The following is a 21,913-nucleotide window of genomic DNA, read 5'->3' on the forward strand; positions in this document are numbered from 1 at the left end:
CTCACTATCTTCTAAGTATCCTCTCACTTGTCACTGTCCCTAAAGAAAAAGTAGCAGGGGGTACGCTCAGGCTCTTGTGGAGTTTGTCCTGATTCAGATGCAGATTGAAGAAATAGAAAAAGAAGCCGCCCGCAAATGAGGCGACTCAAGAAAATCATTATCATACAAAACAACATATTATCACGCAACGGGAGAAGTCGAATCAGACTTCTCTTTTTGTGTTTACTGGAGGAAGCAGATATGAACCATCCGAACGAACTGAATAAGATCAAATCATTGCTGGGAGATGCACTCGCTGAGAAGCCCGGCTCCTATATTGTCGATGAAATCTTTGAACGCTTTCCCACCGTGCAGGAGTTGATGAACGTCACGGAGTTTGAGCTGTTGTCCATCAAAGGTATCGGCAAGGGGAAGGCCCGCCGATCACCGCTACCTTGCAGTTAGCACGTAGACTGAGCAGACCTGTCAGTATACTCCGTAGATCATCCGCAGGCCGCAGTTGACCTGTTGATGCCTGAGATGCGGTATCTCCAGCAAGAACATTTTGTCGTTCTATTTTTGTCGACAAAGAATAGCCTCATACAAAGATTAATCTGATTTTTGACTTCACCATTGAGTCTCTGCATGAGCGAGCCTTCAGCCTACTGCCGAAGTTATATCCTGATTATGACTTCTTAGAATCCTTTAATTCCCCGACTTTTGGATGGAGTAACCGTCGCAATTTTAATAAAAGCAAGCTGGGGGGAGGTGATGGCCTCCCTTTCTATCTTACCATCACTTGTGATATGGTTCCCCCCGATTAATCTTCACCGCCCGATAAATCTGTTCCACCAGCACCAATCGCATCAGCTGATGCGGCAAAGTCATCCTTCCGAAGCTCAGCTTCTGCTGGGCGCGACGGAGGACTTCGTCAGAAAGGCCGTGACTGCCGCCAATGACGAAGACAACATGGCTTGTGCCGTAGGTGCCGAGCTTGTCCAATTCCTCTGCGAGTTCTTCCGAGCTCCACAGTTTGCCGTCGATGGCGAGTACAATGACGTGTGCTTCGCTTTTCACATGAGCAAGGATGCGCTCTCCCTCTCGCTCCTTGACCTGTCGAACCTCCGCCTCGCTCAGTGTATCGGGAGCCTTTTCATCGGCTACTTCGATCATTTGAAACTTAATGTACGGGCCCAGCCGTTTAGCGTATTCCTGAATGCCCATGACCAAATACTTCTCTTTTAACTTACCAACACCTATAAGCTGAATAAACAAATTCCATACCCCTATCTATGTCGAATGATAACGTAAAATCGCATTTACGATCCCTAAATTAAAAACATACCTGTAACATAGTTATTTTAGCACCTGATGCGCCTCTTACCTATCTATTTCCTCACCACTACGAGCCTATTCCCTGTTCAGGTCATAGCGGATTATCCAATGAATTGCCTGTCCGCTTCGTGTTCATCAAGACACTGCATTAGCATCTGCTGATATCCGCTGATTTGTTCCGCTGTCGCTGACTCCCGCAATGATTCGAACAATGCTGTACATTTCTTAAATTGGCCATCATTGCCCGACTGATCGGCTAGTTGCATCGCCTGCAAAGTAAGTCCCACTGCATCCTGTAATCTATCGTACTCCCGATAGTACAAAGCCAAGTGATAGCAGTAGCTATAATAGTAAGATATGTTCTCTGCGTCTTCATAACTCCCGAATTCATCAATCTGCTCTGCAAACGTATGTAAAATATCCTCTACATCCAAATGATACATAAGCGCTGCCTGTAATACGGTATTCAGCCCCGGTAATATTTCCTCTAGATTATCCTGCAAAAAGGCTACGTATTCCTCGACAAGCTCTATATTTCCAGACAAAATTTCTACTGCATATAAATTAGTTTTGGCTAAAAACCTGAACTCCTCGACAACCTGATTATCTTCTTCCTTTAGATCCTCCATCCACCCCAGCTCAGCATACTTATAGATGCACTCCCTTGCCTGTTCATATGCACCCTGATTCTGATGAGCCATTCCACACATCAGGTGACTGAATCCAAAATAATATACCAATGGACGTTCTAAATTGACATACGGGATGGATAATTTCATTGCTTTATGATACTGCCGTTCTTCGTAGATGCGCTGTACACATTGGTACAAAATATCCGCCGTCTCCATTACCTTTTTCCAATTTTCAAAAGCCCCAGCCATCTCTAACATTTCAACAATGATGTCCGGTTTGAGTGATTTCAGGATAGAAGTTCTCAAGAGTAGCCCCTCCTTATATTTCCATTCATAACCAATTGTATAGAAAGTGAAAAAGGAGGTCAATATAAATAGTACTTAAAAGTACAGTTTTATATGTGTTTATTTTGTATAAGATGGTCTGTAACGATATTCTCTCCTCTTCTAACCTTAAGTGGAGGTGATTACATGAGTTTACCAGAAAGTGTCGGAAACCGAATACGGGAGCTAAGAAAAGCTAAAGGATGGACACAGGAACAACTGGCAGAAGCAGCAGGACTTCATTACAGTTATATTGGTGGAGTAGAACGTGGAGATCGAAATATTTCATTGGAGACGTTGGAAAAAATAATTCTAGCATTAAACGTTCCAGCCTTTGAACTTTTTCAATTCGATGAAAATACGGATCGAAAACAGATCATAAATGAACTTATGTTACTCATAAATTCAAGAGAAACAACAGAGCTCGAAATTCTTACTACTATAACAAAAAATATTGTTGCTTTAGTTGAGTTACAGCAAAAAAAGAATTGAATAATTCTTTTCTACCTGACTTTTACACTTCATCTTCCATAAGCTTGTTATGAGGTGGTTAGTATGACAGAATTACGCAAGCAAATGGGTACAAGAATCCGGGCTATTCGAAATGCAAAGGGACCTACACAGCAAAAACTGGCTGACATCGCAAGCTTGGACTATAGATATATTGGTGCATTAGAAAGAGGCGAAAGAAACATTTCGATTGATACCTTGGAGAAAGTGTTAACTGCCTTAAACGTGTCTATCAGTGAATTGATGTTTTCCAAAGAACATATGACTGAAGACGAAACTATTCGGCAAGAGGCAATAGATGAGTTTGTTGCGTTGACCAGCAGATTGAATGAAGAACAAATCAGCATCCTCAGACGCGTTAGTAAAGAAGTCTCACGCGCGTTCGACTAAGTCATTCCACCCTAAAAAAGTCTTGAATAAATCCAAAAAAGAGCACCACACAGGTGCCCTTCTAACCTTCTATAACAATACTCAAGCGTACAACATAAAAAAGCTCACTTCATGTCCCAGTTGCTTCAGATAATTATAAATCTGCGAGCGATGATGGAACACATGGGTCACGGTCTCAATCTGCCATTGAACCTGTAGATGTCCGTGCTCCATATAGAAGGCCTTTGTCGAACGATTCAGATAATCATCTTCGCTAAGCGAAAGAATATAAGCCTTATAAGCTTCAAAATTCTGCCTGAAAGTGGCAGCCAAGCGCTCGGGATCTTCCACCCCGGACAGGCTGTTTTCAATGCTTCCCACTTCACCCTCAGACTTCTCCTGCATTATCGCAAGATCCGAAGCAGGAATAAGCACAAAGTGATGAACTAACTCCAGCAGCGAACGGAAATTATCCTGTGGGCGAAAGCTCCAATCCTCTGGACGTATTTTACGGATCAAGGCTTCCCCCGTTCGTACTCCGGTCTCTAGCTCATTCAGCAGATGATCGCGAACTTGCAGCGTTCCACTCATATTCACATCTCTCCTTTGCCATTCTTATTCATATTTTGAGTATAGCCGAAGCCTCTGGGCGTGTATTGTAAAAATCGGACAACTTCCGTAAATCCTTAGCCGCAGTAAGCGGAGAATCTCCATAAAACCTGCGGAAATCGCGGATTAAATGCGCCTGGTCGAAAAAGCTGTGCCTCAATGCTAGCTCCGTCCAATCCAGACCCCCGCCGCTTTGGATACTATGCAGAACACTCTGGAAGCGGACGACTTCACTGAACTTTTTGGGGCTGATTCCGATCCATTGTCCGAACTTGCGGTTAAGCTGTCTTTCACCGATTGCCTCACGCTCCGCCAGCTCCTTAACCCCCACACTCCCACCGCTCACAAAGATGCGATGCAGCAAGTTTTTCATCAGGTCACAATCGCTTATCCTACGGCGCAGCAGAAGCTGGTTAAGATACTCATCCATTATGTGCACCCGTTCATTGAAATTCTGCGCTTCCATAATGCGCTCACCTATGACGGCGATGCTTTCGGGCCATAGATCTTCCAAGCGATAATTACCACCTGTAAACAAGTGAGTCGGCATCCCGTGAAAATAATGTGCCCCACCGGGGAAAAATCGCACCGCAAAAATGCGTGTCTCGGATCCTGCTTGTCTGGTAGACACAAACGGTTGCGTAAATGTCCCACAGTACGAGAGTTCCTGACGCTTACTCACCGGGTCGTATTCAAATAGAATATCCGTACAGCCGTCAGGTAATACCCGCTCCATGGTTTCTTCATGCGGCAAGCTTAACGAAGCAGTGTCTTCGCACGAAGCTGCTAGATTCTCTTCTACCACCCTATTAGCCGGACCAGACTCCCAATAGCAAGCTATATAAGCTCTAAGCGCAGCAGACGGCTTTTGTTCGATATAATATGTGGAGGGATCACTTCCATTGACTTGAAGCGGACGAAATAGTGAATGCAGCAAAGGGTCCATCCATCGTTCACTCCTGTCTCAGCACGTGGTGGGAATAAATATAGGTCTATGTATGGGGTATTTCCGCAAAAATTCTGGTATACAAAAAGGACGTTTCTGCCCGAAACGCCCGTGCTTGTTTTTTAGACGACCAAAAACTCTGCTTTGTTCTCACATTCCTTGCACTTCACTGGAGGGTCCCAATCCGAAAATTTTGTTTCCTTAAGATCGACGACATCCGGTGCATCCTCGTATTCATCGACGAACATATCAATTGCCAGTTCCACATGCTCTTTACATACCACGTACATTCCAGTTGCATCCCTTTCCGTTTGAAGCTCTTCCTGTTGTAGTTGTGCCAAAACCGCCTTCTTTTGTTCTACCACACTTGACGGGGAAAGGAAAGGGCTTGCTTTTTACCCCAGGCGTCTGGTTGTAAAAATAAGAAAATTACTGACATTCAGGTCCTCGTGAAAATGGGGATATTTTTCCAACATTTCGGCAGAAGGCTTGGGTTCGATCATCCCTTCCAACAGCAAACCCGCCTCAATAATGGTCTGTACATAGCTGCCCAGCGTACGGTGAAAGTACAAAAACTTTTCTTCCTGATCATAAGGGATCGCTTGCTCCAATGGGCCTTCGTTGAAATATTGGTCCACTTTCCAATACAGTTTTTTCCCTGTCTCATCCTTCACCCAACCACTCTGTGGCGTCTGGAAGCACGGATGCAGAATAGAAAAAATAAAGCGGCCCCCTGGAACTAATAATCGCTGCATTTCGGCAATCGCCTGCTCATAATGAGCCAAGTCCTGTATGACCATATTGGACACGATCAGATCAAAGCTCTGGTCCCCGAACATCTGCAGCTTTTCCAGATTGCCATGATGATATGTAATTCCCAACGCTGATGGAGTTCGCTCTTTGGCTAGCCTCAGCATCTCTGTCGAGTAATCGACAGCCTCTACCAACGCACCCGCCCTGGCCATTTTACGGCTTAGATAGCCTTCGCCACAGCCGGCATCTAGCACTTTTTTGCCCCCGAGGGGTCCCATACAGGCTTGCAATGCCGGATTCAGCAGTACTTCGCGAGATCGATCCCCTTCCTCCGTGTACTTGGCCGTAAAGTTTTCTGCATGCATATCCCAGCGTCGAATGGCCTCTTCCGTGTCCCACTTATTCATATTCATCTCCTTCTTTCTTTTGTATTTACAAATCCGATACTACAATCCACGTAGGGCCATAGATTCTACACTCATTTCTGTATTTTTTCAATAATAACGCTTACAAAATTAAAATATCTAATTAACACATGATTTTTACATGAATTATACAGGTATTCCATATTCAAATAGTGTGGTAGTGTTTTATTAGAAAGCGCTTTCAAAAATAACTTTGTAAAGGGGCCTGTTATGTTAAAACGAAGACCCGTTTCATTGCTGTCGTTGACGCTTGCCATTACCCTGTTGTTATCTACGTTCGCATCCGTTGCCGCTGCTGCCGAATCTGACGGACAAGCACCACAAGCTGCGGCTGTGAGCAGCATGCAATCGTATGTAGAAGCCATGCAGCCTGGATGGAATTTAGGAAATTCTCTGGATGCTGTCGGCGCGGATGAGACAGCCTGGGGCAATCCGCGCATTACCCAGGCGTTGATCCAGCAAATTGCCGCCCAAGGGTACAAAAGCATACGCATCCCGGTCACCTGGGATAAGCACATTGGAGCAGCACCAAACTATACCGTTGAGTCTGCCTACATGAACCGTGTGGAAGAGGTTGTTCGCTGGGCACTGGATGCTAATCTGTACGTCATGATCAATGTCCATCATGATTCATGGACGTGGGTAAGCAGTATGGAGCCCAAACATGATGAGGTGCTGGCTCGCTATAACGCATTATGGACACAAATTGCCCCGCGCTTTAAAGACCAGCCTAACAAGCTGATGTTCGAAAGTATTAACGAACCCCGTTTCTCCGAAGGAGGGACTACGGATGAAGCGAAAATGAATCAGATGCTCCAAGAACTGAACGTATCCTTTCACAAAATTGTCCGCGCCTCTGGCGGTAAAAATGCCACTCGTCCCCTTGTTCTGCCTGGCTTGGACACCGCACCTGCTCAGGCCAAAATCAACGAGCTGTACAACACGATAACCAAGCTGAACGATCCCAATCTGATTGCCACCGTCCACTATTATGGTTATTGGCCTTTCAGTGTAAATATTGCGGGCCATACTACTTTTGATAAAGATACTAAAGACGATATCATCCAAACCTTTGATAACGTCTATAACACCTTTGTAGCCAAAGGTATTCCGGTTATTGTAGGTGAATTCGGTCTACTCGGCTTCGATAAACATACAGGCGTTATTGAACAGGGCGAAAAGCTAAAATTTTTCGAGTTCCTGACCTACTACATGAAGGAGAAGAAAATAACAGGCATACTCTGGGATAACGGCCAGCATTTTAACCGCACAACGTACAAATGGTCTGATCCCGAACTCTTTAATGTTATTAAAGCCAGCCTAAAAGGGCGTTCCTCCAATGCAAACCGTGACCTCATTCACTTGAAGAAAGGCACCTCTGCTCAGGACACCAAGGTCACCTTAAACCTGAACGGCAATCAGCTGAACACACTCAGTGCTAACAGCAAGCAACTAAAACAGGGCACCGACTATACGCTGAGCGGAGACACATTAACCTTCAAAGCCAGCTTGCTCACCAGTCTGACCACTTCCAGTAAATATGGGGAGAATGCCGTCATTACCGCTAAGTTTAACAAGGGGACAGACTGGAATTTCAAAGTAGTCGTGTATGATACTCCAAAACTAAGTGCTATCGAAGGAACTACACAAGCCTTTACCATTCCAACGGACTTCCGCGGCAGCCAGCTTGCCACGATGGAAGCCGTTTATACGAATGGTGGCAATGCGGGTCCACAGGATTGGACACCTTATAAGGAATTTGGCAATACCTTTTCCCCTGCCTATGAGGCCAATGGCATCAAGCTATTGCCTGAATTTTTTAATAGTGTAAAAGATGGTGACGTCACGCTGAAGTTCCATTTTTGGAGTGGCGATGTGGTGACATACAAAATCACCAAGAGCGGAACCCGTGTGACGGGAACGACATCTTAATCTAAGGCGCAGCAGAAGATCGAAAAAAGGCGTTCCCGGAACTAAGCCGGTGAACGCCTTTTTATAGTTAAGCCTATAAGTTACCTTAGCCTTCCGGCTTATCTGTTAATTTTAATGTCACGGATTCTTCCTTGCCTGCCCGGTAAAAAGTAACCTTCAGCTCATCGCCAATCTTCTTGTTATCGTACAAGTAGCGACGCAAATCAAGCGTAGAGTTAATCGGTTCGCTATCAAACGCTGTAATGACATCGTTCAGCTTCAAGCCACCCTCCTTGGCAGGACCATGGGCCTCCAGAACGACTGCCCCATTTTTCACGCTGTCCGGCAACTTGAGCTCCTTGCGCTGAGTTTCATCCAGCGGTGCATATTCATTATTGAGGTCCACCGTGTATACCCCCAGATAAGGGCGGGTGATCTTGCCGTCCTCAACCAGTTCATTCACCGTCTTCATTACCTCATTGGCAGGAATGGCGAAGCCAAGTCCCTCAACACCAGTATCAGCGATTTTCATCGTATTGATGCCAATCACACGTCCGTCCAGATCGACCAGCGCGCCGCCACTGTTTCCCTCATTAATCGCCGCATCGGTCTGGATGACATGTTGCTCCCAGTCATATACGCCATCCTGATTAATGGAAATCGGAATGATGCGATTCGTATAGCTCACAATACCGGAGGTAAGCGTGTCTCCCAAGCCGAGCGGGTTGCCAATAGCAATGACCGTCTCACCCAGACGAAGTTTGCTGGAATCGCCGATATCCGCTACCGTGCTAATGCCTTTATCGTCCACCGCGAGTACAGCGATATCACTAATGCGATCCTTTCCGATCAGCTTTGCCTCTTTTCTGACGCCGTCTACCGTTACAATATCCAGATCATCTGATCCTTCGATCACATGATTATTCGTCATAATGAAGGCTTTGCCCGAACTCACCCGGAAAATGACACCCGATCCAAGCGCGGATTGTTCCGTGCTTTTACCATCTTCCTCTTTCAGATTCACGATGCTGACGACGGCTGGGCGCACCTTGGCTGCCGCCTGCACAATCCGATCATACGGATCACCCGCTGCTTGCCGCAAGGGATAGTGACTGGCTCCGGTTACCGCTGTAGTGGAGGGCAGACCTGTAATAAAGCTGAACAACAGCACAGCAACCACTGCACTGACTGCACCGCTAATGACAGCAGCTTGCACCGGACTTACTCCACGCTTCCTGTGTGGCCAACGTCCCCGTCCTCCACGGCGCGCCTTAAATGCCATTTTTTTAGCCGCACGTGTGGATACCTTTGTTGAATAAAAATCGTCCTCAAACAAGCCCATGCTAATCCTCTCCCCTTCGTTGTCATGCACCGACACTCACTAAAAAATTAGGGCTATTCGGGCTTGCGCCAACCTATGCTACAGAGAACCTGCTCCGTTGAACATCTCAAATGGATTGAATATCCCTTATCATCGGAATCCAGCAACCAATCGTTCCGGCCTACTTATTAATCACCACAAATGATGCCTTCCTAAGCAACCGAATCTCATAAATTAGCATACACGCCGAATCTGACCCCGAATAGAGGAAAAAAGAGGAATGATTTCCAAACCAATGGACTACAATAGTAACAAGTCTTCTATTCTATTACAAAATGATCGTCTCATAGAGACGTTCTGGCCTGTTCCCGTCCGCTTAAAGCTGCCTATACTTTCGATGAGAGCCTTCCTTCAGAAAGCTTTCCGTTGTTAGCTTTATTGTATCACAGCACCCAGCAAAACCACAGGCAGAACCAAGCTCATTGCACGCCATTTCTAAAATATTTTTACAGGAGGAATATATGATGAATTCACATCGTTCGGCTATGGATGAAGTTCGCATGGCTGCCAAGCTTGCGGATTTGAAAGACGAGCATTACCGCAATACACTGGCGCTAAGTACATTGATTGAACTACTGGTGGACAAAGGCGTAGTGACCCGTGAAGAGGTAGAACGCAAAGCCGCCGAGCTGGACAGCTTTATGGCTCACTTACCTTATCCCAAGGTGTAGGACGATCATAGTACGTATCGCACAATCGAAATTCACTGTCCTTGTAAAAACAGCCGCGGTCTTCCATCGCCCCACGTACAGTCAACTTCGCAAGTTCCATCATATTGTGGTCGCGGCTCAAATGTGCCAAATACGTTCGCTTCGTACGGCCTGTCAGCAGCTCGCTAAGAATCGCGCCCGCCATCTCATTGGATAAATGACCGATATCACTGAGAATACGGCGCTTGATGTTCCACGGGTAACGACCCATACGCAGCATTTCCACATCATGATTAGACTCCAGCACCAATACATCCGCGTCTGATATCGCCTGTTTCACTTTGTCGCTGACATAGCCGAGATCGGTCGCTACACTGAGTTTCTCTGCCCCATCATAAAAGCTATACCCTACAGGCTCAGCCGCATCATGGGATATGCCAAAAGACTCCACGCGTAATGACTCAAATTCCCGCGTTGCGCCTGTCTCCAATATTCTGCGGTTATCGTCTGCGATTTGCCCAACAGCATTGCTGATGGCAAACCATGTCTTCTCGTTAGCATATATAGGTAAATTATATTTACGCGCCATGGCGCCTAGTCCTTTAACATGATCAGAATGCTCATGCGTGACCAAAATACCATCCAACTCTTCTCCGCTCAGATCGCGTTCTTTCAGCAATTCGTCAATACGCTTCGCGCTGAGACCTGCGTCGATGAGCAATGTCGTGTCTTCGTTCCGCACAACGGTAGCGTTGCCGGTCGAACCGCTCGACAGCACGGTAAATGAAATCCCCATATCTGTTCAAGACCCTTCTGTATGTTCTGTCTTTGGACTAATGACATCTCCGTTCATCTGCACATAATACACACCTTTCCCGTTGTCCAGCATAAACCGCCACACGGGCGCAGCCACCTGGCTATCGGAGTTAAAGGTCTGTCCGTAATAACCGAGCCGGATATCCTTCACAATCGTATCACGCGGCAAATAACCGTCAATCAGCCTTGCCAGTGCTTTGGACGCAGGCAGCATTTTCTTTGCCTCATCCGAAGGCTGGAGATCGACCTTAATTTTGCGATACCCTGTAATCTTCTGATTACTATAAAACAGAGCTAGCTTCACATTAAATAGCGGCCACTTGCCCTGAACCAGCGGATGAAGTACAAAGGCATCTGCTTGTCCGGATGCCAACTCCTCCTGAACATCCAGCGGATCGTACTGAAAGTTATCGATATCCTTGATTTGTGGCTCCAATGCCTCAACTAGCGCGTCATGGGTGAATACCAGTTTGCTGTCCACCGGCTTCACCAGCTGCACACGATCATCCTTTTCTCCACTATGAACATATGTGTAAGAAAGTTTAGGCAGTTGCGGGGTATCCCCGGGAATCGGAGCCAACACCTGAATGCTTTTCTCTTCCATTAAACGCTGCGTATTTTCATCCAATGAAGTAAAATCCAGATTCGGCCCTGCCGTTTCCTGCGCATCATGCCACAATTGGTAACCCAATACCACATTGAGCAGCAAAAATGTACAGATCAATACGTTCTTGGCGCGGCTCCAATCCATTCCCGTTCCCCCTTCCTGTCACCTCTTTGTCTCCCGGTCTGGCTTCGTTTGTGTTGTGTTGGATGCTGTTGTTACAGGAACAGCATGAATTTCTGCAACAGAACCGTCACTGAGCGTAACGCGCCATTCAGGAGCAAGCTTCAGTCCATCATTGGTCAGCTCCGGTTGATATACGGGAGTCAGATCTCGAATCGTTTTCCCTTTGCTTACAGTCTCCAGTTGCTTCTTCAAGGGCTCGCCACCCGGCAGCATAACCTTCTTCGAGGATTGCTCTCCTCCCTTGAGATACAGTAGCGAACGTTCATAGACAGAAGCCGTTTCTTGCTGGATTTGCAGCGAAATTGTACCAAAGCGGAACGATGGTGTGTCCAGCACCGGATAAGCACCATAATACTGCTGAAACAACACAGTCGTTCGATTTTCATCGCTGCTTCTTAATTTCATTTGGTACGAAGCATCCCAACCGCCATGCTGATTCACAAAATCAACTGCGGCCAGCACATCCCTAATTGGACTGCTTCCACTTGCCCCTGGCGCACTGGGATCGGTATAGCTCATCCATCGTTGCTCCTGCTTGATTTGCAGACTACGCTTGCTGTCCGTGTAAATTTGTGAGCCGTCCTTCTCCTGAATATTGCGCGTAATCCCCGGATCGAAGAACAAGTTCCGCTGCATTTGCTCCGTCGTAAACAACCCGGCATACACCACAGGCTGCACAGTTTCCAGGTCATTCACGGGAATGTAGTACTGATTATCCACCAGCTCGTACAACGGGGCATTTTCACCGAAATTCACATGCTGCCGAATGTCCTCTACCGTCATGTCGAACTGGTTCGCCTCATACACCACATCGCCTCTAGCACTGAAAAAAAGCGCGTGTGGCTTGGCATTTTTTTCGTCTATATAGATCCAAATGCGGTTAATCGTCTCTCCCTGAAACACCGAATCCGGCGTCAGACGCATGACCCGTTCCAGTAATGAAACCGGGACTCCGCCTGAAAAGGATAATTCGAGGCCTTCATTTTCGCTGCGAATCTGCGCCCAGTCCGCCGATTGGATACTTCGACGTTGGAAGTTGTTAAAGCTCCGGCTTTCCAGCCGTGTATAAATTAAATCGTAAAAAGTAACACCCGGATAAAAAACGGTATGCTTCTTCTCACCTTGGTGAATGAGCATTTTATCAGGAAACACAAGGTTCTCAATCTTTTTCTCCTGCCCCATGCTTTCGGTTTTGACATAGTTCGTTTCTGAAGTGAGTACAGAATCACTGCCTGGAAGGCGGTAAATCAAAAAATAAGTCTGTACCAGGCTGGAAGCAACCAGCAAAATAAGCGTCCAGGATTTCAAACGTTCCTTCACTGTGCTTCCCTCCCTTCACTCGACATGGGTAGCGTAAAGGTCGTGCAGGTTCCCTGACCGTATTCCGACTCCAGAAAAATCTGGCCCCCATGCGCCTTTACAATTTCCCGGGCAATCGACAGCCCCAGTCCCGTGCCACCCATATTGCGCGATCTCGCCTTATCTACACGATAAAACCGTTCAAAAATCCGGTCCAGATCTTTTTTGGGAATACCAATTCCGGTGTCTTGTACCGAAATGGACAGCATTCCCTCACTGTTGCGGCGAGCTTCAATCCGAATACTCCCGCCATCTGGCGTATATTTCAACGCATTGGACATCAGGTTATCCAGCACCTGCTCAATTTGGTCCCGGTCGATCACGACTTTACCGATTCCCTGCTCTACGAACATCCCTGAGCGAATGTGCTTTTGCTTCATTTGAAAAGAAAACCGATCTGCGACCTCGTCCAGCATCTCCATCACATCGGCAGGCTGCATCCGCAAAGGTGCCTCATTGGAATCGAGCCGTGACAGATGCAGCAAATCCGTAACCAACCGGATCATACGCTCTGTCTCGTTGCGGATCACGCCTACAAAGCGCTCCGCGAGCTGCGGTTCAGCCATCGCGCCGTCATCCAGCGCCTCAGCATAGCTGCGGATGGTCGTCAACGGAGTGCGCAGCTCATGTGATACATTCGCTACGAATTCCCGCCGTGTCGTCTCCATCTCCTCCTGCTCCGTCACGTCCTGGAGCACGGCAATCGTTCCCGTAATGCCAAATTCCCGCCGATGAATCGGCGTGAATGTCACACGGATGACGATGGGTTCATCCTGACCGGCTGGCTCCAGCTGCAAGAGCGTGGAGGCCGAAGATCCGCTATACAGGGCCTCGGTTTCTTCCGGGTCGATCCCCAGCAGTACCGCGATATGCCTGCCGGTCATTTCGTTTTCGTTCACGCCCAGCATGGCGCTGGCCCGGCGGTTGACCAGAATGACCCGGCCATTGTCATCAGTAGCGACCACACCGTCGCTCATATTGGTCAAGATGGAGGAGAGCTTCTCCTTCTCCTCTTCATTTTGAGACAGTGCCTCACGCAGACGGCCTGTCATATAGTTAAAGGCCACGCTGAGCCTGCCGATCTCATCATCCCCAAACACCGGCATCTGCTGATCGAATTTGCCTTCGGCAACCTCTGTTGCATGACGTGTCATCACCTTAATCGGATGCGTAATCGTGTGGGCCAATACCACGCCCAGCACAGCCGTTAGCGCCAGCGCAATGAGCATACCTGAGAGAAACACATTGTTAATGCGTTTCATCGTATCGTAGAGCTCGGTCATCGAAGCGGCGATGTACACCGCGCCGACAATCTTGCCTTGGCTGATAACAGGCTTGGCGACGACCTTCTTGCGGACATTATCCTCGTCCACCATGTATTCCTCGTTATCACGGATACCTTGGAGTGCGCGGCTGACCACTGTCTGCGTATTTTTGCGTCCGACATAATCGGCGTGTGAGCCTTGGGAAGTAATCAACACTTTGCCGCTGGCATCCAGCACCTGAATTTCCGCACCGCTGAAATCAAACAAATTATTCACGCGTGCGCGCAGGCTTTCCACGCTGTCTTCTTCCATTTTGCCATCACTGCCACTCAGATCCTGCTCCGCCAGCACGGACAGCATTTCCGCCCGTGCTTGCAGATCCTGCGTAAAATTACTCGTGAGGGAGTTCTTCATCGAGCTGACAAAATAGACTCCTATCAGCTGCATAGCCACCAAGATCAGCAGCACATAGATAATAATCAACTTTGCATGAATGGTACGAAAGAAAGACAGCCATCTCATGCCCGCAGGCCACCTTTGCCCCCGCTCACGATATATCCAAGGCCACGGCGCGTCAGGATGGTCTCCGGCTTGCTCGGATTCTCCTCAATCTTCTCGCGCAACCTCCGAATGGTCACATCCACTGTCCGCACATCCCCGTAGTATTCGAAGCCCCATACCGCCTGGAGCAAATGTTCCCGCGTCATGACCTTTCCGGCATTCTTCGCCATGTAGTGCAATAGCTCATATTCGCGGTGCGTCAGGTCAAGCGGTGTTCCGTTTTTGTAAGCTGTATACATATCCGTATCAAAAAAGAGGTCGCCCACGCGCAGCCCCTGCTTATCCTCCTGCGGTCGGCTTTCCGACGCATCTGCCCTGCCGCGTTGCTGTCTGCGCATCTGTGCCTTCACCCGTGCCAGCAATTCCCGTGTGCTGAACGGCTTTGTTACATAATCGTCCGCGCCCAGCTCCAGCCCCAGCACTTTGTCGATTTCGCCGTCCTTGGCGGTCAGCATAATAATCGGCGTCTGGAGCTGATGTCCGCGCACCTCTCGGCATACGTCCATGCCGTCCATGCCCGGCAGCATCAGGTCCAGCAGGATCAGGTCAGGCTGCTGCTTGACTGCAATATCCACCGCGCTGATTCCATCGAAGGCGCAAATCACCTGGTAGCCCTCTTTTTCCAAATTAAATTTCAAAATATCAGCGATGGGCTGTTCATCATCCACTACCAGAATCGTTCCTTGCATACAGCTTTCACCTCTTTTCACGGATCATAATCTATAATAACTTTCGTTTGTCAGTACCTATAAGATGCTTATTCTATTCTATCATACCCGTGCGCCATTCCATTACTTCTCCAGACTCTTTTCTTTACGCAGAAAAAAACCATGCCTGCACCTACTGTTAAGCATGCAGAAAAACATGGCCTTTCTCATTGATCCTCATAAATCATGTAACTCTCGGTATAAACATCCAACCTATCTTAAATACGTCATTGGATTGCGTGGCGTATTATCTTTACGAATTTCAAAATGCAGATGCGTCCCGGTCGAGCGCCCTGTGTTCCCCATGACCCCGATCGACTCGCCTTGCTGAACCACCTGTCCTACATGAACGCCAATGCTGCTCAAATGCCCGTACACGGTTTGGTAGCCGTTGCCATGATCGATCATAATGACATTACCGTATCCATTCTGCTGACCTGCAAATGTTACCACGCCTTCATCTGATGCGCGAATGTCAGCACTACCGACCAAATCGACACCCTCATGCATACGTCCCCAGCGTGCGCCAAAGCTACTTGACATCGATGCGCCGGACACCGGCCAAGCGAACTGTCCTGAGCCTTCTCCCACGACCTTCGTTCCTCTAAGAACCACCTCAGTAACAGACGGCTGCAGCACCTTTTGACCGAGCCATTCCTCTTGCACGACCTCACCGTTCTCCTTGGTCAAACGATAGTCCATCTCTTTAAGACCTGCTTGTCCCGGTCTGACCACTTTGGTAACTCCTGCCTTCAGTTCATCGCTCTGGCGAATCTCAACCTCAGGCTCGATGGCAATCTGTTCGACGACCTTCTCTACTGTTCGCACCGTAACCGGAGCCTTCGGAGCAGTAAGCTTCAATTCGTCTCCAATTTGCAAATACAGCTCACGCGAGCCGGGATTGTTCTGCTTAATCTCCCAAGCGGTCATATTAAATTTAGTTGCAATCGACGACAAAGAATCGCCTTCTTGCACTGTATACGTGATAGGAGCCTCACGCCCCTCAGTCAACACTTTGACTGCTTCAGCCTCGGTCAGCACCTTGTTCGGGTCTGCTTTCACAGGCTCATACGCGATTTTCTCACGGATACTGGCAGACTCCAGCCATGCCTTAGGGGTTTTAGTACTAGCACTCGCATGACTACTGCCCACAGATGTTTTGCGAACCAGCCCCTTGATGCCTGTAGATGTACCCTCACCCACAGGTGTGTACTTCTTCTGTACTTGCTTTAAAGCCGCCTGTGCAGTCGCTTTGTCCTTTACAATGCCAACCGTCTGACCGTTGACCTTCACTTCTACCCCTTTGGCATACGCTGTCAACATACCATCCAGCTTCTTCAGCGTAGCTGCGCTGTCGATATCCGCTTTATATGCCTTCTCAATGTCTGTCGTTACCGCGCTCGTATTGAGCACCATATCGACGCCGGGATACTTATCCTTATACTGTTTGCTCTTCGTTGCGTATAGCTGTTTAAGTTGTTGCTCATTCAAGATATTTCCGACCTCGACGCCTTTTACATACACTTTATAATAAGGAACTGTGTTAGCCCCGACATACTGATTACTCGCAAAAATAAGACTGCCTGCAATCACCACACCGCCTGCCGTCCAGCTCAGCCATTTTCTCCGACCGCTCCACCACTTTGCTATTTTCCCCGCTTCCACAGCAGACTTATCTGCAACGTTTGAAGCTGCATTCCTGCTGTCTGGTGAATCCTGCTCCTTCAAAACCTTCATGACTCTCTCCTTTTCAGCATATCTTATCTCTATATAAATGCGTTCATTATTAGTCTTTGACACTATGAATCTAGCCTGTATTCACAAGTATCTATGATATTAGTCGCTATCTACCATTGCATAGTTGCGTAAAAGGTTTCAAAAATTTAACCTTTTCACAACACTGTTTACTTTAACATAGCCTTTACAAAGAATTCAACTACACCCCAATTACTTCCTGACACGCAAAAAAATCCGCGCATGGCGCGGATTCTACAGTCCTATTTGGAGCATAAGCATTGCCCCTGAATTCATCGTTATTTATTCAGGATTTTGCAAAATACTCATTTAAGCAAATCCATCAGCTTGTTATATTCCTCTTTGGTCAAATACTTCGCAAGCACCTGCTGAATATCCTGAAGCTCCTGCTCGGTGAGACCGCCTTCCATCGCAGCTGATATCTTCTGCATCTCCTCCGGCGGCAGCTTATTCATCAGAATCGCAAAAATCTCCTGCTTCTGTGCCGCTGGTAAATTGTTCTTCTTCTCCGTCAAATGGTCAGGCGTAATAACCAAATCATGGCCTTCAATACTTGTTTCAGGTGTAGCTGTTGTACCTTCTGCCTGCTTCCGAGACTCATTGCCTGATGTTCCCGCCGACGTGGCCCCCTCCTGAGACACCTTGCCATTGGCTGCCCCACCAGCCTCACTTCCGCTTTCTTCTAAGCCCTGTCCCATGACAGGCAACGCATCATCAGGCGGTGTTACACTTCCCGAGCCACTTCCTGTCGTCTTGTTCTTCCCCGTGTCTGTGCTTTGGTCAGTGCCAGCGCTGCCTTTTAGCCAACCCAATCCCCATATGGGCTGATGATCAAGCTGAATGTTAAACTGCCGCAGCAGCGATTGAACATAAGCATTAACGACTACACCTGTCACTGCCAGCGTTAGTGCGCTAACCAACACGACCGTCATTCCTTTTTTGAGCAGCCATCCAAACCACCTCATATCCCGTTACCTCCTTATACGCATCCTGCCATGTGTGTATCATCATGAAGTGCATATAGATCAGTATTGACGAGATATGACGATTTTTAACCCATGGAATATGTAAAACTAGCACAATTCAATAGGAGATGCCACATTCTGATTGAATCAGCGCGTACGACGCACCCAGAAACGGAAAATGTCACTGCGGACATAATCCAGAGAATACAGCACCTGCCTGTTCATTTCATCATAGTGAAGCTGCTTCAATAGTAATACCGTAGCCTGCGGATGCTTCAGCAGACGTGTCATATGTGCGTCGTCATAGTTGGGAACGGTAAGCTCGGAATACGCTCCGACGATTCGCACCCCCGCCTTGAACTCAAGACTCTGAAAAAGCGAGCCTGAAAAAGAGTCACCTTCCAGAATGGGACCGGCTAATTTCTCTGGCATCCAGTTTATAGAGTGGGCTACAGCCTCTCCGTTGGCAGTGCGTGTACGCTCTAGAGCAATCATGGGCTCATTCTCGGAAAATCTCATCTGTTCGGCAATATCAGGAGGACAAACCGAAATTCTCTGAATGGATTCCAGCTGCTCGTCTTCCCGTAGCCCTGCCGAACGAATCATGTCCCCGATGCTGTACAGGCGGTCCAGCGAGCTTGGAATACTCGGCAGCGGGCAAGTCGCAAACGTGCCACTCCCGTGTTTTACTAGTAGCTTACCTTCCGATTCCAGTTGGCGAATAGCTCCCCGTAGCGTCGTACGCGAGACACGAAACGATTGGGAAAGTGCAGTTTCCGACGGCAGACGATCCCCCGGACCCATTTGATTAACCTTCATATATTCTTCTATACGCTGCTTTATGTTCTCTTGTTTTGTTGACACCGTCCGAAGCCCAGCCTTTCTATTGTGTTAATCCATATAAATCGGATTCGTAAAAGCAATCATCATCACGCAGTCTTCCATGCAGCCGTATAGCTCGGCTCGTATCCAGCCCTTTCCTAGCGGATCTTGCAATGACAGCGTATATTCTCCAGTTTGAGCAGGGATCTGAATCTCGGAGCATATTCCAAGACTACTTGTCAGCAGAAGACGAAGATTCTGAGGCTTGAGGTTGTAATGGGCTGCTCTTGCTTCCACATCCAATTGAACCGTCACAGATAGTGAATCCTCTACAGTCAGCTCTATACATTCGCCGATATGATAACGATGTTCTCTGCCCTTAATCTGTGCCCACATCGTCAGTAACGGTCCCATCGTAACTGACACTGAACCTTGGCGAATCGCCTCAACTGACCGGCCTGCTAAACCTTCTCGCTCTTCTGCTTCATCATGAACCCCCAGATACGTAACAGCCGGAAGTGCATCATCCGGTTTAGACACATGCCAGTCCCGACCGCTTACCGCAGTGATGCGATACCCTTGATTCAACAAATCGGTCCACATGGCAAACGCCCGCTGGCTATCCCGCTTAATAGATGGCATAAGCGTTGACCAGACCTCTATATAATCCATCTCATGCCAATCCTGAATCGTGTATTCCCAAAAGCACCCCGTACAGATCGGACTTCCGATCCTGAACGGATGGGCAATCCCTGCAATGCCTCCCTGCTCATGCACCTGCCGAATCCCCTCATGGATGTCATCTGGTCCCAGCACACGCCAGTCGATAAAGCGGTCAACCCCAAGCGTCAGCATATGCCCGTAAAAGGTCGTCCACTCCATCCCTGAAATGATCGGGAGACCAAACTGCCGCTGAACCTGTTCCTGATCCGCAAGTGCCGATTGCGTGTTGTGATCCGTCATAGCGATGCATTCAAGTCCCAGATTCACTGCGCTTTGAACAAGCTCCTCCAGCGTCTGCTTTCCGTCGCTGTGAAGCGTATGGGTGTGAAGCTCAGCTGGAATCCATTTAAGCATATGCTGCTTCCTCCCCCAATACATGAATTTGGTAGGCAAGCGTCTCGGTCACAACGGCATGCAGACTGACCGTAATCCGCCACATGCCCGCCGGATGATCTCCTGCGAGGAATCCCGGCGAGGCCGCAGACGAACCGAGCCAATGCTCCTGCTGCATCTCGGGACGGTGCGCATTTCCACGGTGACGGAGAGGATCATCGACAGACAGCGTTAATAAATTTTGCAGCGGTACATACTTCTTCCATAGATCGGATGAATGCCCCGGCTCGTCGTATCCGTATTTGCTCATGCTTTCCTCAATGATTCCTCGTGCTTGCTCTTGATCCTCCAATAACTTGGGCGTGTAAGAGAAGTGAATACGAATCGTTTCAGTCATCTGTGGAATATGGAAGGAGTACGTAATATGGCTCTGGGTGCTGGTTCTGTCGACCGTTCCTTCCACATACAGTAGTCTGCTCATGACTCCCCATCCTGGCTAGACAGTTCATCCACAACATGCTTTACCATATCATTCACAGGATGTTCTTCATCACCTGACATGTCTTTGTCTGCCGCCCATAAAACACCCACGGGTTGAAGCCGCATCAGCTTAATCACCCGGTCTGTACGAATACCCGGAAACTGCGGGAGATTATCCTCGTTTAACGTAAAAGCACACAGTCCGGCTACTTCCATGCTGTCCGCACCGCCTTCAAGCAATACGGCTCTGATTTCAGCTATATCCTCGAGCACAGCCTCTCCAGACAGCTTGATCGTGGTAGAAAAATGTGACTCTGCCCCCTCATAAGCGGCTCTAAAATCTCCGAGTCTCAGATCATGATGGCACGATGAATACCACTGCTCCGAGCCGTGAAGGCGAAGCTGAACATCGACACAGGCATCTTCCTCGCGCCGATTGAAGCCAGGTCTGGACGCTGGAGCCGATTCTCTGCCTGAATCCCGCAAGGGACGTTTGGAAGTCTGGATAAACACATAGCTACGCTGGTGTGCAAGTGTAATGGAAGACGCTTGTGATGGCATTTCCAGCTCCTGCTGACGTTCCATCTCCCACCCAGTGACCTGATAGGCAAAAGGAAAACGGCTCATGACCGCCTCACGCGGCTCTTCCTCTGGTTTCCAATGGAAAGCAGGCGGCAGCATAAAACGATAGTCCGATGAAATGTCATCCTTAAAGTTTCCGTTGGTTGTTGCGGATTGGAGAACAGGATGCCCGCCCAGATCATAATTCCCATTAAACGCAGTCGTAATATGATGTGCCCCCTGGAAAACGGCTTCCAGAACATTGTCCTCTGCATCTAGCTCTACGCGGTACATCCATTCGATATCGGTGGTTCTTCCCCATTTGCTCATAAGCAGCGGCGCGGGCGTTCCCTCATCTTCATGGCTGAACATCATCTGGTATTCGATGACCGTCTTCCCCTCGTTCACTTCTATGGAATAGAACAAAACAAGCGGTGTATCCGTAAAGCGATTCTCATAGGGATGTGACAGATTGCGGCCATATAAAAGCGGGGTATGGCGGTAAATCAGCGATCTTGGAGAGGAATCAGCCACGCAGCGCAGTTCAACCCCGTCGATCCATGCTCGAGATACAAGCGGAGCCGATTCCAGTTCGCGAAATTCAGCATAGACCTCGTAATCGCCTTCTTTTAGATATCCCAACAAACGGGTATATACTCCCTGATTGCTGCCATAGTACAAAATGACATCTTGATTATAGGCTTCATTCAGGTAGAGGCGTACGAAGGCAGATTCTCGATCTGTCGCAGCCCAGTCACTGTCTGATCTGGCGAACAGATCAAGCTCCGCGTATCCGTCTTCTGGCATGGAGAACCTAAACCGGAACCCGTTTCCCGGGCTGAGCTCAACCTCCGCCTTGTGTAAGGCAATCCGATAACCGCAATCCAGCAGATCCTTTTCCCATACTCGCCCACTAAACCCGGTAATTTGCACCTCTGCTTGGCTGTTCATC

General features: G+C 48.2%; 24 protein-coding genes. 6 read left to right on the forward strand and 18 right to left on the reverse strand.

The features are described from left to right. Window positions 1-240 precede the first annotated feature (240 nt). Complete coding sequence (locus G9G54_RS12165; protein ID WP_165178301.1) at window positions 241-444, forward strand: hypothetical protein; 204 nt, start codon at window positions 241-243, stop codon at window positions 442-444. An 18-nt stretch (window positions 445-462) separates the two neighbouring features. After that, window positions 463-597, forward strand: a complete 135-nt coding sequence (locus G9G54_RS26225; RefSeq protein ID WP_413630612.1) for a JAB domain-containing protein — start codon at window positions 463-465, stop codon at window positions 595-597. 177 nt (window positions 598-774) lie between these two features. Here G9G54_RS26225 and rlmH read toward each other — a convergent pair whose 3' ends face one another. Together rlmH and G9G54_RS12180 are read right to left on the reverse strand one after the other, a co-directional pair. Beyond that, window positions 775-1,254 carry a 23S rRNA (pseudouridine(1915)-N(3))-methyltransferase RlmH gene (rlmH, locus tag G9G54_RS12175; protein ID WP_013312768.1) on the reverse strand — a complete coding sequence of 160 codons (480 nt, stop codon included), beginning with the start codon at window positions 1,252-1,254 and terminating at the stop codon, window positions 775-777. 161 nt (window positions 1,255-1,415) lie between these two features. Next, a complete protein-coding gene (locus tag G9G54_RS12180) occupies window positions 1,416-2,252 on the reverse strand; it encodes a DNA-binding protein (RefSeq protein ID WP_165178303.1) in 837 nt (278 codons plus the stop codon). A gap of 165 nt (window positions 2,253-2,417) precedes the next feature. On the opposite strand from G9G54_RS12180, the gene G9G54_RS12185 reads away from it, so the two are divergent. Further along, window positions 2,418-2,762, forward strand: a complete 345-nt coding sequence (locus tag G9G54_RS12185; protein ID WP_165178304.1) for a helix-turn-helix domain-containing protein — start codon at window positions 2,418-2,420, stop codon at window positions 2,760-2,762. Between the two features lie 63 nt (window positions 2,763-2,825). Then, on the forward strand, window positions 2,826-3,170 hold the full coding sequence (locus G9G54_RS12190; protein WP_165178305.1) for a helix-turn-helix domain-containing protein: 345 nt from the start codon (window positions 2,826-2,828) through the stop codon (window positions 3,168-3,170). Window positions 3,171-3,251: 81 nt separating this feature from the next. Here the strand turns inward: G9G54_RS12190 and G9G54_RS12195 are convergent, their stop codons facing one another. The 4 genes from G9G54_RS12195 to G9G54_RS12210 form a co-directional block, all read right to left on the reverse strand. Next, on the reverse strand, window positions 3,252-3,740 hold the full coding sequence (locus G9G54_RS12195) for a DinB family protein (protein WP_165178306.1): 489 nt from the start codon (window positions 3,738-3,740) through the stop codon (window positions 3,252-3,254). A 28-nt stretch (window positions 3,741-3,768) separates the two neighbouring features. Continuing rightward, entirely contained in the window at window positions 3,769-4,704 is a 936-nt protein-coding gene (locus G9G54_RS12200) for an AraC family transcriptional regulator (RefSeq protein ID WP_165178307.1), read from the reverse strand. 122 nt (window positions 4,705-4,826) lie between these two features. Beyond that, window positions 4,827-4,994 carry a CxxH/CxxC protein gene (locus G9G54_RS12205; RefSeq protein ID WP_007433184.1) on the reverse strand — a complete coding sequence of 56 codons (168 nt, stop codon included), beginning with the start codon at window positions 4,992-4,994 and terminating at the stop codon, window positions 4,827-4,829. Between the two features lie 105 nt (window positions 4,995-5,099). After that, window positions 5,100-5,864, reverse strand: coding sequence for a class I SAM-dependent methyltransferase (locus G9G54_RS12210; RefSeq protein ID WP_165178308.1), 765 nt, complete (start codon window positions 5,862-5,864; stop codon window positions 5,100-5,102). A gap of 228 nt (window positions 5,865-6,092) precedes the next feature. Here G9G54_RS12210 and G9G54_RS12215 point away from each other — a divergent pair, with 228 nt between their 5' ends. Further along, a complete protein-coding gene (locus G9G54_RS12215; RefSeq protein ID WP_165178309.1) occupies window positions 6,093-7,814 on the forward strand; it encodes a cellulase family glycosylhydrolase in 1,722 nt (573 codons plus the stop codon). Between the two features lie 85 nt (window positions 7,815-7,899). Here the strand turns inward: G9G54_RS12215 and G9G54_RS12220 are convergent, their stop codons facing one another. Further along, the gene (locus G9G54_RS12220) at window positions 7,900-9,135 is read right to left on the reverse strand and encodes a S1C family serine protease (RefSeq protein WP_165178310.1); all 1,236 of its coding nucleotides are present in this window, start codon (window positions 9,133-9,135) and stop codon (window positions 7,900-7,902) included. Window positions 9,136-9,638: 503 nt separating this feature from the next. Here G9G54_RS12220 and G9G54_RS12225 point away from each other — a divergent pair. Beyond that, on the forward strand, window positions 9,639-9,845 hold the full coding sequence (locus tag G9G54_RS12225; RefSeq protein WP_025723164.1) for a hypothetical protein: 207 nt from the start codon (window positions 9,639-9,641) through the stop codon (window positions 9,843-9,845). Here G9G54_RS12225 and G9G54_RS12230 read toward each other — a convergent pair. The 11 genes from G9G54_RS12230 to G9G54_RS12280 all read right to left on the reverse strand — a co-directional run bounded on the left by G9G54_RS12230 (window position 9,814) and on the right by G9G54_RS12280 (window position 21,912). Continuing rightward, window positions 9,814-10,620, reverse strand: a complete 807-nt coding sequence (locus G9G54_RS12230) for an MBL fold metallo-hydrolase (RefSeq protein ID WP_023991120.1) — start codon at window positions 10,618-10,620, stop codon at window positions 9,814-9,816. The genes G9G54_RS12225 and G9G54_RS12230 overlap by 32 nt on opposite strands. A gap of 6 nt (window positions 10,621-10,626) precedes the next feature. After that, window positions 10,627-11,391 (reverse strand): two-component system regulatory protein YycI, encoded by a 765-nt coding sequence (gene yycI / locus G9G54_RS12235; protein ID WP_028540969.1) that lies wholly within the window; start codon window positions 11,389-11,391, stop codon window positions 10,627-10,629. A gap of 18 nt (window positions 11,392-11,409) precedes the next feature. Further along, entirely contained in the window at window positions 11,410-12,750 is a 1,341-nt protein-coding gene (locus G9G54_RS12240; protein ID WP_165178311.1) for a YycH family regulatory protein, read from the reverse strand. Further along, window positions 12,747-14,576, reverse strand: a complete 1,830-nt coding sequence (walK, locus tag G9G54_RS12245; protein WP_160788382.1) for a cell wall metabolism sensor histidine kinase WalK — start codon at window positions 14,574-14,576, stop codon at window positions 12,747-12,749. The genes G9G54_RS12240 and walK overlap by 4 nt, the downstream gene beginning before the upstream one ends. Continuing rightward, entirely contained in the window at window positions 14,573-15,304 is a 732-nt protein-coding gene (gene yycF, locus G9G54_RS12250; RefSeq protein ID WP_029518933.1) for a response regulator YycF, read from the reverse strand. Before yycF ends, walK begins: the two co-directional genes overlap by 4 nt. Window positions 15,305-15,535: 231 nt before the next feature. After that, the gene (locus G9G54_RS12255; RefSeq protein WP_165178312.1) at window positions 15,536-17,059 is read right to left on the reverse strand and encodes a M23 family metallopeptidase; all 1,524 of its coding nucleotides are present in this window, start codon (window positions 17,057-17,059) and stop codon (window positions 15,536-15,538) included. Window positions 17,060-17,382: 323 nt separating this feature from the next. Further along, complete coding sequence (locus G9G54_RS12260) at window positions 17,383-18,042, reverse strand: hypothetical protein (protein ID WP_165178313.1); 660 nt, start codon at window positions 18,040-18,042, stop codon at window positions 17,383-17,385. A gap of 147 nt (window positions 18,043-18,189) precedes the next feature. After that, window positions 18,190-18,906 carry a GntR family transcriptional regulator gene (locus tag G9G54_RS12265; RefSeq protein WP_165178314.1) on the reverse strand — a complete coding sequence of 239 codons (717 nt, stop codon included), beginning with the start codon at window positions 18,904-18,906 and terminating at the stop codon, window positions 18,190-18,192. A 27-nt stretch (window positions 18,907-18,933) separates the two neighbouring features. Then, entirely contained in the window at window positions 18,934-19,941 is a 1,008-nt protein-coding gene (locus G9G54_RS12270) for a CehA/McbA family metallohydrolase (protein WP_165178315.1), read from the reverse strand. After that, entirely contained in the window at window positions 19,934-20,401 is a 468-nt protein-coding gene (locus G9G54_RS12275) for a hypothetical protein (protein WP_165178316.1), read from the reverse strand. The genes G9G54_RS12270 and G9G54_RS12275 overlap by 8 nt, the downstream gene beginning before the upstream one ends. Next, the gene (locus G9G54_RS12280; RefSeq protein ID WP_165178317.1) at window positions 20,398-21,912 is read right to left on the reverse strand and encodes a hypothetical protein; all 1,515 of its coding nucleotides are present in this window, start codon (window positions 21,910-21,912) and stop codon (window positions 20,398-20,400) included. The genes G9G54_RS12275 and G9G54_RS12280 overlap by 4 nt, the downstream gene beginning before the upstream one ends. Window position 21,913 lies beyond the last annotated feature (1 nt).

It is taken from the genome of Paenibacillus sp. EKM212P (genome assembly GCF_011066115.1).
In the GTDB taxonomy this organism is placed as follows: domain Bacteria; phylum Bacillota; class Bacilli; order Paenibacillales; family Paenibacillaceae; genus Paenibacillus; species Paenibacillus polymyxa_B.

Bases quoted from the DNA above. Each gene is read 5' to 3' on its own strand.
- G9G54_RS12165 (WP_165178301.1), top strand. From the start codon at position 241: ATGAACCATCCGAACGAACTGAATAAGATCAAATCATTGCTGGGAGAT.
- G9G54_RS12185 (WP_165178304.1), top strand. From the start codon at position 2,418: ATGAGTTTACCAGAAAGTGTCGGAAACCGAATACGGGAGCTAAGAAAA.
- G9G54_RS12190 (WP_165178305.1), top strand. From the start codon at position 2,826: ATGACAGAATTACGCAAGCAAATGGGTACAAGAATCCGGGCTATTCGA.
- G9G54_RS12195 (WP_165178306.1), bottom strand. From the start codon at position 3,740: ATGAGTGGAACGCTGCAAGTTCGCGATCATCTGCTGAATGAGCTAGAG.
- G9G54_RS12200 (WP_165178307.1), bottom strand. From the start codon at position 4,704: ATGGACCCTTTGCTGCATTCACTATTTCGTCCGCTTCAAGTCAATGGA.
- G9G54_RS12205 (WP_007433184.1), bottom strand. From the start codon at position 4,994: ATGTACGTGGTATGTAAAGAGCATGTGGAACTGGCAATTGATATGTTC.
- G9G54_RS12210 (WP_165178308.1), bottom strand. From the start codon at position 5,864: ATGAATAAGTGGGACACGGAAGAGGCCATTCGACGCTGGGATATGCAT.
- G9G54_RS12215 (WP_165178309.1), top strand. From the start codon at position 6,093: ATGTTAAAACGAAGACCCGTTTCATTGCTGTCGTTGACGCTTGCCATT.
- G9G54_RS12220 (WP_165178310.1), bottom strand. From the start codon at position 9,135: ATGGGCTTGTTTGAGGACGATTTTTATTCAACAAAGGTATCCACACGT.
- G9G54_RS12225 (WP_025723164.1), top strand. From the start codon at position 9,639: ATGAATTCACATCGTTCGGCTATGGATGAAGTTCGCATGGCTGCCAAG.
- G9G54_RS12230 (WP_023991120.1), bottom strand. From the start codon at position 10,620: ATGGGGATTTCATTTACCGTGCTGTCGAGCGGTTCGACCGGCAACGCT.
- yycI (WP_028540969.1), bottom strand. From the start codon at position 11,391: ATGGATTGGAGCCGCGCCAAGAACGTATTGATCTGTACATTTTTGCTG.
- walK (WP_160788382.1), bottom strand. From the start codon at position 14,576: ATGAGATGGCTGTCTTTCTTTCGTACCATTCATGCAAAGTTGATTATT.
- yycF (WP_029518933.1), bottom strand. From the start codon at position 15,304: ATGCAAGGAACGATTCTGGTAGTGGATGATGAACAGCCCATCGCTGAT.
- G9G54_RS12255 (WP_165178312.1), bottom strand. From the start codon at position 17,059: ATGAAGGTTTTGAAGGAGCAGGATTCACCAGACAGCAGGAATGCAGCT.
- G9G54_RS12260 (WP_165178313.1), bottom strand. From the start codon at position 18,042: ATGAGGTGGTTTGGATGGCTGCTCAAAAAAGGAATGACGGTCGTGTTG.
- G9G54_RS12270 (WP_165178315.1), bottom strand. From the start codon at position 19,941: ATGCTTAAATGGATTCCAGCTGAGCTTCACACCCATACGCTTCACAGC.
- G9G54_RS12275 (WP_165178316.1), bottom strand. From the start codon at position 20,401: ATGAGCAGACTACTGTATGTGGAAGGAACGGTCGACAGAACCAGCACC.
- G9G54_RS12280 (WP_165178317.1), bottom strand. From the start codon at position 21,912: ATGAACAGCCAAGCAGAGGTGCAAATTACCGGGTTTAGTGGGCGAGTA.